Genomic DNA, 12,898 nt, shown 5'->3' with positions numbered 1-12,898 from the left:
GCAGGTGCCTGTTTCCTCTTCTCTCTATCTGCAAAGTTCGGTTTCGGCGCTGCGGGGTGTTGGTCCGGCACTGGTTCAGCGCTTGCAGCGCATGGATATCTGGCGGGTCCAGGATGTGCTTTTCCATCTGCCCAGCCGTTACCAGGACCGGCGCCATCTTTTGCCCATCGGGACACTGTTGCCTGAACAGGAAGCTGCGGTGCTGGGCGAGATTACCCAGGTGGAACACTTGCGTGGGCGTCGCGATCAGTGGCTGGTCACCCTCAGTGACGGTACCGGACAACTGTACATCCGCCTTTTTCACATGCTCGCGCCGATGCGTGCCCAATGGCAGAAAGGCAGGCGCTTATGGTGTTTCGGGGAAACCCGTGCGGGTTACCAGGGTCTGGAAATGGTGCATCCTGAGTGGCAGATGGCCGACCAGCCACACTTTCAGGCGCCTACCCACCTGACCCCTTTTTATCCCAGTACCCAGGGCATTACCCAGGCACAATGGCGGCGCTGGGTTGCCCAGGCACTGACCCTGGTGGATCAACTCCCCGATTATCTGGCGAAATATTTAGGTCCGGCGTGGCCACCCCTGGGTGAGGGCCTGCGGCTTTTGCACGAAAGTGCAGAAGAAGTGCCGACGCCTGCGCATCCCGCCTGGCAGCGTCTGGCCTTGGAAGAATTGCTCGCCAATCATCTGGCTATTCGCTCTGCCCGTACGGCCGGTGATGAAACGGGTGCTCCGGTCATAAAGGCCAGTGGGAGTCTCTGGACGGCGTTTCTGAAACGACTGCCTTTTGCACCGACTGCCGCACAGCAGCGGGTCATTGCGGAAATTAACCAGAATATGGCTCAGGCCCGGCCCATGCGGCGTTTGTTGCAAGGTGATGTGGGCTCCGGCAAAACGCTGGTGGCCGCAGCGGCCGCATTGACAGCCGTGGAGCAAAATTATCAGGTAGCGCTGATGGCACCGACGGAAATCCTTGCCGAACAATTGTATGACCGTTTTGTGGAATGGTTGACACCCCTTGGTATTCAGGTGGGTTTTCTGGTGGGCGGGCTTGGTCAGAAAGCCCGCCGCGAAGTCCTGGAAAATTTACACAATCAACGCATCCAGATTGTCGTTGGAACCCAGACACTTTTTCAGGATGAAGTAAAATTTGCCGGACTGGGTCTGGTGATTATTGATGAACAACATCGCTTTGGCGTGGATCAGCGCCGGCAGTTGCTGGAAAAGGGAACCATTCCTCATCTTCTGGTGATGACGGCAACGCCTATCCCCCGGACTTTGGCGATGACGGTCCATGCAGACCTGGATTTGTCGATTATTGACGCACTGCCGCCGGGACGCAGTCCCGTAGAAACCCTGGTTGTTGCCGATACCCGGCGGGCAGAGTTGATGACCCGCATGCAGCACCGACTGGCTGAAGGAGATCAGATTTACTGGGTTTGTCCACTCATTGAAGAATCCGAGATTCTGGCGCTGCAGGCAGCAGAAACCAGTTATGCCGATTTGCAGGCAGCCTTGCCGGAAGTGGCCATCGCTCTGGTCCATGGACGCCTGCCTGCCGCCGAAAAGGCTCGGGTCATGGCAGATTTCAAGGCCGGGAAAACCCGGATTCTGGTGGCGACTACGGTCATTGAGGTCGGTGTGGACGTGCCCAATGCCAGTCTGATGGTGATTGAGCATGCGGAACGGATGGGCCTCGCGCAACTCCATCAGTTGCGCGGCAGGGTAGGGCGTGGTCAACGGCAAAGTAGTTGCATACTCCTTTATCATCCGCCTTTGGGGGGAAAAGCCCGGGCGCGCCTGCAGGTCATGCGTGACAGTCGCGATGGCTTTGTGATTGCCCGCAAAGACCTGCAATTACGCGGCCCTGGCGAGTATCTGGGCACGCGGCAAACCGGATTGCTGCAGATGCGGGTGGCAGACATGATGCGTGATGAAGCGCTGCTGGCCGAATTGCCACGTCTCGCCACACAATTGCTGCACGAAAATCCAGAAGCCGTGCAGGCTCTGATTCAGCGCTGGTTGGGTAATCGTCTGGATTACAGCCAGGTGGGTTAAGTGAAAACATGCCGATTATCATGGACTTTGATGATCTGTCTCGGGTATATTATGAAAGCATTAAAACGAAAATACCAAGGAAGCAGGTGCATGGGTAATTTAAGAAAATGGTGGTGGCTGCTGGGCTTGTTTGTTCTGTGGGGTCTGGACGGGTGTGCTCCCCATATTTCTGCGCCGCCCGTGCATTCTGTGGCCTATTATGCGGCGCAAATCAAGGCGCCAGTCATTACCCCTGTGGCTCCGGTGGTATCGCCGACAGTTTCTGCGCTGGCGCAGCAGCAACCCGTGCGGATAGTGGTCTCAACCACGGCGCATCTGCTGCGGATTTATCGGGGAGAGACGCTCCTGGCTACTTACCCTGTGGCCATTGGCTTTAACGGTTCGGCACTGCGTCGTACCCGTGGCGATGATGTCACGCCGGTTGGTCATTATCATATTGGCTGGATTCTCCACGGCACCCAGTATGGCCCTTTCATGGGACTCACCTATCCCAACAAGGAAAATGCCGAGTGGGGATTGCAGGAGGGTATTATTACCCATAGCCAGTATCGCGCGATTGTGGACGCCATTGATGCCGGTCAGACTCCACCTCAAAATACCCCGTTGGGCGGCGAAATAGGCATTCATGGTATGGGTCCGCAGTTTTCTGATGATCCTGAAAGCAAGGTGTTTCCAGGTCGCTGGACGGCGGGTTGCGTAGCCTTGTCCAACTGGAATGCGCAACAAATTGCGGCGCTGGTACAGGTCGGTACGCCGGTAGAAATTATTGGTGAGGTGAAGGGTTATCAACGTAATTTTGACCCGAAAGCAGAACTGGCATGGTCGCAGTATCAGCACCGCAAGATGGGCAGTGTTGATAAATCCCATAGCACGGCCAAGCACTTAAGCTCCGTCAAATACGCCCGGAATCCAGGTGCAAAAAAGTCTTCCGCTTCTTCCCCTGAAACAGATATGGACGTGCTTCTGGCCAGGCTGGGAAAAAATCAGTAACGCACGGTAGTCTAAGGAACTCTAGTGTGCGAGCTTCTGGCTGAGTTGTTGGGCGGCTTCCATACAATCACCCAGGGCGACACCGTCACTCCAGTTGGCGCGGAAATACAATCCAGGAATCTGCCGGGTCATTTTGGCGATGCGTTCCAGGCGCGCCAGGTGGCCTAATTCATATTGGGGGATGGCTTCCGGCCAGTTTTGACAGCGACTGAAGCTGGGTTCTCCTACTATGCCCAAAATGGGCCGGATTTCGTGTAAAACGGTCTGGAGAAGGTCGCTGTCACTGCGACCCCGCAAAGGATTCTGGCTGCCGCCAATGAAGGCCGTCATCAGCACCTGCTCTGGAGCTGCGCGATCTGGAAACAGCGTGGAGGAGAACAGGACGCCCAGGGTTTCCAGGCCCATTGTACGGGGAATCAGCATGCCGAAACCATCCAGGGGATGCGCAACGCTGCTGCGCGGGAATCCCAGAGAAAGCGTAGTGACTGCTGGATAGCTGATGGCTTTCAGTTCTGCCGCCAGGGTTGGCTGCAGCGTTGCCAGCAGGGTCGCTGCTTTATGGGCAGGCAGGGCCAGAATGATTTTTTCACTCCGCCAGCTTTGCTGTTGACTGAATACTTCCCAGGTTCCGTCCTCGTGTTGTTGCAGTAGATCTACCGGCGTGTTGCACTGCAGGGGTTCCTCCAGCCGTTCCGCCATGCGCAGGGGTAAGGCCTGCAGGCCATTACGGAAGGAAATCAGACGCGGCTTGGTGTTTTTGGGGTTCTTCCGGCCAGCAACTGCGGCCATGAATAGCGAACCATGTTCCTTTTCCATTTTGACCAGGCGCGGAAAAGTAGCGGCTACCGCCAGTCGTTCCGGATCCCCGGCAAATACTCCCGAAACAAAAGGATCAACCAGCCAGGTAAGTACTTCCGGGCCCAGGCGGCGGCGTACAAATCCGGCGATGCTTTCTTCCGCTGAGGACTTGCCTCGCCCGCGAAAAGCTTCGCTGAGGAGGCGCAAGCGACCTTGCAGGGAGAGTAACTTTCCGCTGAATAGTACCCCCGGTCCGAGCGGGACCAGTTGGCGCTTGCGATTGAGTATATAGCGCCTCTTAGCCAGAGAGTTGGCTTCGACGATTTCCTGTTGCAGTTGGAGTGACTCAATCAGTGCCGGAACCACCTGACCTTTGATCATCAGCGAATTTGGTCCTGCATCCCGCAGAAAACCATTTTCTTTGATGCTCAGGAGATTGCCCCCCACTTGGGGTGCCGCTTCCAGCAGGCGTGACTGCACGCCCTGTTGCTGCAAAAAATAGGCACTGGCGAGACCGGAAAGGCCGCCACCGATAATGATGACTTTATCCAAGGGGTTTATTCCTTGCCCAGATAGTAAGGGCTTTGCAAATACCAGCTTTGAAAATGCCGTAATAATGCCACTAATACGGCAGTGACGGGGAGGGCGAGCAAGAGGCCGATAAAACCGAACAACTCTCCCCCGGCCATCACGGCAAATATCACGGCCACAGGATGCAGGCCGATGCGGTCTCCTACCAGATAAGGGGTAAATACCATGCTTTCCAGAATCTGACCGATGAAAAATACCAATAATACCCACGCAACCGAAAGTAGCGAACCGGTTTGCACATACATGGCGAGGCTGGCCATGAGGACGCCGCTGATGACACCCAGATAAGGGACAAAGCTCAGGATACCAGCTATCAGACCAATGAGAATGGCGGTTTTAAGGCCGATAATGCTGAGACCAATGGCATAACTGCAACCCAGGGCGAGCATGACCAGCAGTTGGCCACGCAGAAAGGCCATCAGCATGGTGTCGGCATCCCGGCTCAAAAGACGTATTAAGGGTGCATGCTTTTGCGGAATCCACTGATCAATCCGGACCAGCAAACGCGGCCAGTCCCGTAATAAATAAAAACCCAGAACCGGCACCAGAATGATGCTTAATGCGCTGGTCAATAGCCCTGACCCGGAGCTCAACGCAACTTGTACGCCATGTCCCAGCCATGTGGCCAGTTTCTGGGCATTACTGGTGGCATAGTGGGAAACAGCGCCGCTATCCAGTTGAATACCCGTTGCTGCGGCAATTTGCGGGATCAAACGGCTTTGCAGTAATCCTCCATATTTTTGCAGATACTCCACAAAAAGCAGGGATTGATGCTTGATGACCGGTAACAGGGCCATGATGCTACCCGCAAAAATCAGCAGGACAATCACAAACACCAATGTGGTGCCCCAACTGCGTCCAATGCGATGACGCTGGAGATAAGTCACCAGAGGGTTGCCCAGATAGGCGAGAATGGCTGCCAGTAAAAAGGGGGTAAGAACGGGAGACAGACGAATCGTCAACCAGCCCAGCAAAATCAAAATGGCCAGGAAAAAAAAGCGTTGCATGAATTGACGTATGCTCCGTGTGGATCAAGCCGCGAATTCGCAGAGTATATCAGTCGTGTAGGGTTCGGCTACGGGCGTTCCTGTCGATGCCGAGAATATCCATGAAGGTGGAAAGTACTCGGGATCTTTGCAGACTTTTGGGGACGGCAATATAGCTTCTCCAGACCGGACTGGGGGCGGCTATGCGGATACCATGAAGTCCCCAATCCAGGCGTTTTTCAAAAACCGTTCGGGTGATGAAGCCTACTCCGAGTCCGGCTTGAACCATGGCGCCCACCGATTCCACATCAGCTACTTCCACGTAGCGTTGTGGCTGAATATCTCTGGCGTTAAAAACGCCTTCCATGATTTTGCGCACACCCGAGGAAGGTTCCCGCCAGATGATTGGATAAACCTGAAAATCCTGAATGGGAACTTCCGCGTGAATGGCCAGGGGATGGTCATGGGGGACGATGGCAATAATTTCATCCGCACACCAGGGCAGTTTTTCGTAGTAGGCGGGGAGGTTGGGAATATCCATATCCCCCTCAAAAAAAAGAATGTCAATTTCGGAAAGCTGAATATCCTGCCAGTAAGTCACGCCACTTTTGATGTGCAGATTGATATCTGGATGATTGCTCTGAAACTTTTGCAGGTAGGCCGGGAGGAGGTGGTTGGCAATCAGACTGGTCGAGGCAATGCGCAAATCGCCGCTCTGCAGGGACTGGCGGCGGGCAACCAGGCGTTCTATGTCGCTGATTTTGTCCCGGAGCTGGCGGATATCGGGCAACAGAACCTGACCGGCTTCCGTCAGGCGGATGCTGCCCCCCTCCCGGATATAGAGGGGCTCGCCGACTTCTTCCGATATTTTATGCAGACGTTCAGAAATCGCCGGTTGACCACGATGCAGGCGGGAGGCGACTTCGCTGACACTGCCGGTTTCGGCGAGCAGTAAGAGGGTCAGCCATTGTTCTGCGCTAATATTCATCAATTAATCCGAATCAATATTCAACTAAATCGATTTGTTTGAGTTTCAAGGATAGCGTACCGTCAAAACAAAATCATTTCCAAGAGTTGGTAATGCCGGAAAATACCCCAATTGCTCCTGAAGTTTTGACCCATGTAATCGAAAGAGAAGTAGGCGGATGGCAGGGCAGGCTGCGCCGCAACCCTTTATTCCATCTGTTGCTGGCCTTTTTTGTCGGCATTATTGCCGGGCTGGGGGCGGTGGCATTTCGGCGTCTCATCGGCCTGATGCACAACCTGTTTTTCTTTGGTCAGTGGTCCTTTTCTTTTAATGCACTGCAACATTCCGATGCCAGTATCTGGGGCGCTGGAATCATTTTGGCCCCCATTATCGGTGGTCTGATTGTGGTCTGGCTGGTGCGCAACTTTGCACCCGAGGCCAAAGGTCATGGCGTGCCCGAGGTGATGGATGCCATTTACTACAAGCGCGGGGTGATTCGCCCTGCCGTGGTCCTGATCAAGGCGCTGGCTTCGGCCATTACCATTGGGAGTGGCGGCTCAGTGGGTCGGGAAGGGCCCATTATCCAGATGGGCGCAGCCTTTGGGTCCAGTCTGTCGCAATGGTTGCGCTTGCATGAGTGGCAGCGTCTGGGCCTGATTGCTGCCGGTGCCGGTGCCGGAATTGCGGCCACTTTCAATACGCCGGTTGGCGGCATTCTGTTTGCGGTGGAATTGATGCTGGTGGAAGTCAGTGCCCGTACTCTGGTGCCGGTCATGATTGCCACCGGAACCGCCACCTTTGTGTCACGCCTGTTTCTGGGAAATCATCCTTCTTTTGTGATTCCTGCCAGCATTATTGCCAGCACAGCACATGAAACAGCTGCCGATTATGTAGCCTATGTGGTTTTTGGGTTGTTGGTAGGGGGCGTGGGTTTGCTGTTCACCAATGCCCTGTACTGGACCGAAGATCTGCTCGACAAATGGTTCAAAAACGCCTATCTGCGCGCAATTTCGGGAATGGCTGCGGTAGGCCTGGCCATGTATTTGATCCAACGCTTCACCGGACATTATTATGTGGAGGGCGTGGGTTATGCCACGGTCCAGAATGTTCTGGAAAGTACCCTGCTGAATCCCGGCTTTCTGCTGCTGTTGTTGGTATTGAAGGTGTTTTCCTTTTCGGTCACTTTGGGTTCGGGAGGATCCGGCGGGGTTTTTTCTCCTTCCCTGTTCGTGGGTGCTGTGATGGGGGGCGCTTTCGCAGCCCTGGTGAGTCAATGGATTCCGGACTATCAGATGGGTATGGCGGTGGGCGCTGCACTGGGTATGGCAGGGATGGTCGGGGCGTCTACCGGAGCCGCCGTCACTGGCGCCGTCATGATTTTTGAGATGACCAACGACTACCACATCATTATCCCGTTGATTGTGGTATCGGGCTTGGCTTTTGGTGTGCGCAGACTGTTTACCCGCGAGAGCATCTACACGCGCAAGCTGATCCGGCGGGGACATTTTATTCCTGAAGCCCGGCACAGCAATCTTTACCTGATGCGTCCTGCGGCGCAACTCATCGAAACGCCCATGGTACGCCTGCGCGGCGACCGGACATTGGAGGATTTACAGAAAATACTCCTGCATCGTCGCGAGTTGCCCCATGTGCTGATCATTGAAGGGACCATGCCTTTGGCGGTCATTCCTGCGCATCGGGTGGCAGAAATTCTGCGTCGGGAAATCCGCCAGGTGCCCTTGAGTGATCTGGCCAGTACCGACTGGGTGGCGGTGCGTGATGACAGTCAGCTTTATGATCTGGTCGCCCGTCTGCGCGCCTGTGCCTGCGAGACGGCGCTGCTCTGCAAAAAGGATCCCCCCGAACATCATGAGGATGTGGTGGCTGTGGTGACCGTGGAAGATATTCTCAGTTATGCCTCTCTGCCTCAGGTCCTGCTGCGACCGGAGCGAGGCCCGCAATGAGTCGGGGTACCGTACGATGAAACAGACATGGACAAGCCTGCGCCGCACTCTCCATGATCGGCTTTCTCCGGTGGGTGAAGGGCCCGGATTGATCCTTCTCGGTGCCTTTGTGGGCTTGTTAGCCGGTGGCGGTGCTTTGCTTTTCCATTATCTGGTAGCGCTGCTCCACAACCTGTTTTTTCAGGGAAGCTGGAGTTTTTATTACAACGAGCATTTGCCATCCACACCAGCACGTTGGGGACCGTGGGTGATTCTGGTGCCGGTATTGGGTGCCTTTCTGGTCACCATTCTGGTGCAACGGGTCACCACGGAAGTTGAAGGTGCAGGCGTCAGTCAGGTGATGGAGTCGGTGCACACGGATGGCGGACGCATACGCCCCATTATTGCCGTTTTACGGCCACTGGCGACGGCGCTGACTCTGGGTTCGGGAGGTTCTGCGGGGCGCGAGGGACCCGCCATGCAGTTTGGTGCGGCAATGGGCGCATTAATGGGCCATGTGCTGCCCATGTCCGACAGTCGCCGTATTCATCTGGTGGGTTGCGGAGTCGGTGCGGGCATCGCAGCGGTTTTTAATGCCCCTCTGGGTGGCTGGTTTTTTGCCATGGAAGTCATTGTGCCCGACTGGCGCCCCTGGACGGTGTTATCCACGCTGGTAGCAACGGTTTCCGCGACCTGGATCACGGAAACCGGTCTGGGCAATTTTCATATTCTCGCCTATGTGCCCACACCGACACTTTCCGGGAGCCTGATGCTTCCGGCTTTTGCGCTGCTGGGCATTGTGGCAGGTTTGATGAGCTTTTTGTTCATACAGTTGCTGACCTGGACAGGGCAGACCAGCAAATACTACTTGCCCAATCCTTATTTGCGACACATGAGTGCCATGTTGCTGGTGGGGTTGCTCCTGTATGGAATGTTCTGGTTTACCGGCCATTATTACCTGATTGGTGGCAGTTATTTTGCTATTTCGGAAATTTTGACCGGTCACTTACATCTGCTCGGCTTTCTGATTTTACTGTTGATTCTGAAAGGCGTTGCCACCAGTCTGACCATTGGTACGGGCGGTTCTGGCGGGATTTTTTCGCCTTCCCTGTTTATGGGGGCGGCCATGGGTGCAGGCGTTGGTTATCTGGCAGAGGGCTTGCTGGGTTGGCATGGCAGTATTCCACTATTTGCCATGTGCGGAATGGCGGGGATGGTTGGGGCAAGTACTGGAGCCCTGATCAGTGCGCCGGTCATGGTGGTGGAATTGACGAATAATTATCATATTCTGCTCCCGGCCATGGTCACTTCACTGACGGCTTTTGCATTGCGCCGGGTGTTTCTGGAACAGAGTATTTATACCTACCCGCTCTTCAAAAAGGGTCTTGATATTCCAGAAAATCATTATGTTGTCCAGGAAAAAATCCACCCGGATAAATCGTCCGATAAATAGTCAGCAAGGAGCTGTACATGAAAAATCCTGAAGCCGCACTCAATCAGAAGGAACGCCGAGCCGTATTTTCCCTGGCCGGAATATTTGGCCTGAGATTGTTGGGACTCTTTCTGGTTCTCCCGGTGTTTTCTGTTTATGCCCATGGTTTACGGGGTGCCATGGACCATCCGGTGTTAATAGGTGTTGCTCTGGGAGCCTATGGACTGACCCAGGCCTTTTTTCAGATTCCCTTCGGCAAACTTTCTGACAAATGGGGACGCAAGCCGGTCATTGCCATAGGGCTGCTGATATTTGCCATTGGTAGTGCCATTGCTGCTACGGCGACCAGTATTGAATGGTTGTTGATTGGCCGCATTGTGCAAGGGGCTGGCGCAGTGGCAGCCGCCATTATTGCCCTGACCGCCGACCTGGTTCGGGAAGAACGCTGGACCAAGGCCATGGCGATTATCGGCATTACCATTGGCATCAGTTTCAGTATTTCCCTGATTCTTTCCGCGCCCCTTGCCCACTGGATTGGGGTCAGTGGCATATTCTGGCTCACTGCGGTCTTGTCCCTTGCCGCCATTGGCGTTCTTTACCTGGTGATTCCGGCAGTTCCCACCCGCTTTCATCGCGATGCGGAAATGAGCCCGGCCATGTTGGGCGATGTGTTGCGCGATCCCAGCTTGTTGCGACTGGATTTTGGCATTTTTTCCCTGCATACCGGGCTCACGGCCATATTCGTGGTGCTGCCGCTGGTGCTGATTGATCCCCGGCATCCGCTGCTCAGTCTGAATGATCAATGGATGCTGTATTTGCCGGTCATGCTGCTCTCTTTCGTCGCCATGCTGCCGATGATTATCGTGGGCGAAGCCAAACGGAAGCTCAAGGAAGTATTCATCATCGCCATTGCGATTTTACTGGTTTCGGTCATTTTGATGGCGCTGTCAGCCCATAATATCTGGCTGATTGCCGTAGCGCTTTTCCTGTTTTTCATGGGCTTCAATGTGCTTGAAGCCAGCCTGCCTTCGTTGGTCGCTAAATTCTGTCATCCCGGTGCCAAAGGTACGGCAACCGGTGTGTATACCACGTCCGAATTTTTGGGTGCTTTTTGTGGAGGCTTGCTGGGTGGTTTGCTGTATATTCCGGGCGCGCGTAATTACAGCGATATTTTCTGGGCGGTAGCCATTATTTATGCCATCTGGCTGGTGGTTGCCCTGACCATGCAAAGGCCCCGTTACCTGGCGACCCGGGTATTCACTTTGACAGAAGCGGCGGAGCGTCAGAGTAATCTGACTACCCGTTTGCTGGCGCTTCCGGGTATTGCTGAGGTGGCGGTATTCAAGGATGAAGGCGCGGTGTACTGCAAGGTGGACAGCAAAGTGTATGACGAGCAGGCGGTGATGGACGTGCTGGCGGGTACCTGAGCAAAGGCTACCCACCAAAGGCCGTTAAGTTAAATGCGGATGCTCAGTGTTGCAGTTCTCCATTCAGTTGAAAATGCCGTAGCTGTTTTTAGGACTAAGCGCTTTTTTTCAACAAGGCATTGATAGCCTGCAGATCCGCCATATTGATTTGTCCGGAAGCCGCCTTGAGCTGCACCCGGGCAATCACCTGGTTGTAGAAAGCGACGTTATAGTCCTGCTCGGCACGCACGTAGTCGGTGGCGGTGTGCAGCAGGTCAATGATGGAGCGGGTACCTACTTCATAACCCTTGCGCGTTCCTTCCAGGGATAGCTTGGCAGAGTCTACGGTTTCTTTGGCGGCCTTGAGCTGCGCTACACTGTTTTTCAGATTGAGAAAGGCGGTTTGGGTGTTCAGGGTGACGTCATCGCGCACATTGGCAACATGATCCACACTGGCTACGGTTTGCGCCTGGGCTTTTTGCACGGAGGCGGAAATGTTGCCGCCTTCATACAGGGGGACGGACAAGTTCAGGCTGACGCCGGCCTGATTCATGACCAGCCCCGGAAAAGGATTCCCGAGGGCATGCTGGGCTACGCCCTGCAGGTTGACTACCGGCCAGCGGGCGCGCTGATGGTATTGGACTTCCTGCTGGGCCGTATGGAGCTGGGCCTGGGCCTGATGCATCAGCGGCTGATCCTGAACGGCACTGTGCACCCAGCTCTGCATATCATCGGGCTGTGGACCCAGGGCCTGATAATGGCCCAAGGGTTCCAGCACGCCAATGGGATGATGCGTCAGGCGCTGTAACTGTTTCCCGGCGATCGCCACCCCGTTGCTGGCTTTGATGAGATCGGCTTCGGCGGCATCAACCCGGGCTTGGGCCTCACGCACGGCGATAATGTCTCCCGTGCCTATTTTCAGGGTGGCTTCGGTTTGCCGGTAAATGCTTTCCAGCAGTGATTTCTGCTTTTGCGCCACCCGTTCCTGGGCCTGGGCTTCCAGCACCCCGAAATAGGCCTTGGCGACCTGCAGGGCGAGCTGCTGTTCGGTGTAGGTCAGGCCGGCAGCGCTGGCCTGAATCCGTGAGTCGGCCTGTTTCAGCGCCGTCCAGGCCTGGCCGTTGAATACGGATTGGGTGATATTGACGCTGTAGCTGTCGGACAAATAGGCGCGATTAATGTCGATATTGCCAAAGCCGGTAATGTCGGCGGTATTGAAGCCCACCGCTGCACCAACCCCCACATGGGGCAGCAGGGCTGAACGCGCCAGGGGCTTGTCCTGCATTTGTGCGGCCAGTTCGGCGCGGGCCTGGGCCAGTACCGGGTCGGTATGGTAGGCCTGCTGATAGGCGTCAATCAGGTTTTCTGCCCAGGCAGGGGATGTACCCAGAATCCAGGTCACCACAAGGGAGGACCAGAAAATGCGACTAAGGCCCATTATTATGCCCTTATTAAGATAAGTGGGTGCTAAAATAGCGGATCTGCGTATTTCCGTCAAACCATTATCCGGCGCAACAACACAACATGGGCGTTACTTATTGCGCCGGCAGCTCTCATTGCCCCAAGCAGAAAGCTATTTGAAACCCGGCGTGATGAAACCGGCATGGCCGATGACACACAAAGTCGCAACGATAAACCGTGGGTATTTGTTGTATCCCATACCAAATGCAACGCCCCAAAATAGCCAGGATATCCTGATAGTCAGTCATAATCTTACTGCCCCCAGTAC

General features: G+C 55.0%; 9 protein-coding genes. 5 read left to right on the top strand and 4 right to left on the bottom strand.

Going from position 1 to position 12,898, the window contains the following annotated elements:
- The first annotated feature begins 4 nt into the window (after positions 1-4).
- Positions 5-2,056 (top strand): ATP-dependent DNA helicase RecG, encoded by a 2,052-nt coding sequence (recG, locus tag H7F11_RS09540; protein WP_193651041.1) that lies wholly within the window; start codon positions 5-7, stop codon positions 2,054-2,056.
- A gap of 90 nt (positions 2,057-2,146) precedes the next feature.
- Positions 2,147-3,046 carry a L,D-transpeptidase family protein gene (locus H7F11_RS09535; RefSeq protein ID WP_193651042.1) on the top strand — a complete coding sequence of 300 codons (900 nt, stop codon included), beginning with the start codon at positions 2,147-2,149 and terminating at the stop codon, positions 3,044-3,046.
- Between the two features lie 21 nt (positions 3,047-3,067).
- Here the strand turns inward: H7F11_RS09535 and hemG are convergent, their stop codons facing one another.
- From hemG to H7F11_RS09520, 3 genes are read right to left on the bottom strand one after another with little or no spacing between them, the layout of a single operon-like run.
- Entirely contained in the window at positions 3,068-4,396 is a 1,329-nt protein-coding gene (hemG, locus tag H7F11_RS09530; RefSeq protein WP_193651043.1) for a protoporphyrinogen oxidase, read from the bottom strand.
- Positions 4,397-4,401: 5 nt separating this feature from the next.
- Positions 4,402-5,442: an AI-2E family transporter gene (locus tag H7F11_RS09525; RefSeq protein WP_010637933.1), complete on the bottom strand. Its 1,041-nt coding sequence runs from the start codon at positions 5,440-5,442 to the stop codon at positions 4,402-4,404.
- A gap of 49 nt (positions 5,443-5,491) precedes the next feature.
- The gene (locus H7F11_RS09520) at positions 5,492-6,409 is read right to left on the bottom strand and encodes a LysR family transcriptional regulator (protein WP_193651044.1); all 918 of its coding nucleotides are present in this window, start codon (positions 6,407-6,409) and stop codon (positions 5,492-5,494) included.
- A 92-nt stretch (positions 6,410-6,501) separates the two neighbouring features.
- Here H7F11_RS09520 and H7F11_RS09515 point away from each other — a divergent pair, with 92 nt between their 5' ends.
- The 3 genes from H7F11_RS09515 to H7F11_RS09505 are packed head-to-tail and all read left to right on the top strand — an operon-like array spanning position 6,502 to position 11,190.
- Positions 6,502-8,352, top strand: a complete 1,851-nt coding sequence (locus H7F11_RS09515) for a chloride channel protein (protein WP_193651045.1) — start codon at positions 6,502-6,504, stop codon at positions 8,350-8,352.
- Between the two features lie 16 nt (positions 8,353-8,368).
- Entirely contained in the window at positions 8,369-9,784 is a 1,416-nt protein-coding gene (locus H7F11_RS09510) for a chloride channel protein (RefSeq protein ID WP_193651046.1), read from the top strand.
- A gap of 17 nt (positions 9,785-9,801) precedes the next feature.
- The gene (locus tag H7F11_RS09505) at positions 9,802-11,190 is read left to right on the top strand and encodes an MFS transporter (protein WP_193651047.1); all 1,389 of its coding nucleotides are present in this window, start codon (positions 9,802-9,804) and stop codon (positions 11,188-11,190) included.
- Positions 11,191-11,284: 94 nt separating this feature from the next.
- Here the strand turns inward: H7F11_RS09505 and H7F11_RS09500 are convergent, their stop codons facing one another.
- Positions 11,285-12,607, bottom strand: a complete 1,323-nt coding sequence (locus H7F11_RS09500; protein WP_193658121.1) for a TolC family outer membrane protein — start codon at positions 12,605-12,607, stop codon at positions 11,285-11,287.
- Positions 12,608-12,898: the final 291 nt, after the last annotated feature.

The organism is Acidithiobacillus sp. HP-2 (assembly GCF_015100155.1).
Classification (GTDB): Bacteria; Pseudomonadota; Gammaproteobacteria; order Acidithiobacillales; family Acidithiobacillaceae; genus Acidithiobacillus.
The sequence above is the reverse complement of the archived record's forward strand: the minus strand, read 5'-3'. Positions and strand labels throughout refer to the sequence as shown.

Excerpts from the sequence above, each read along its gene's own strand:
- H7F11_RS09535 (WP_193651042.1), top strand. The coding sequence starts at position 2,147 with ATGGGTAATTTAAGAAAATGGTGGTGGCTGCTGGGCTTGTTTGTTCTG.
- H7F11_RS09525 (WP_010637933.1), bottom strand. The coding sequence starts at position 5,442 with ATGCAACGCTTTTTTTTCCTGGCCATTTTGATTTTGCTGGGCTGGTTG.
- H7F11_RS09520 (WP_193651044.1), bottom strand. The coding sequence starts at position 6,409 with ATGAATATTAGCGCAGAACAATGGCTGACCCTCTTACTGCTCGCCGAA.
- H7F11_RS09515 (WP_193651045.1), top strand. The coding sequence starts at position 6,502 with ATGCCGGAAAATACCCCAATTGCTCCTGAAGTTTTGACCCATGTAATC.
- H7F11_RS09510 (WP_193651046.1), top strand. The coding sequence starts at position 8,369 with ATGAAACAGACATGGACAAGCCTGCGCCGCACTCTCCATGATCGGCTT.
- H7F11_RS09505 (WP_193651047.1), top strand. The coding sequence starts at position 9,802 with ATGAAAAATCCTGAAGCCGCACTCAATCAGAAGGAACGCCGAGCCGTA.
- H7F11_RS09500 (WP_193658121.1), bottom strand. The coding sequence starts at position 12,607 with ATGGGCCTTAGTCGCATTTTCTGGTCCTCCCTTGTGGTGACCTGGATT.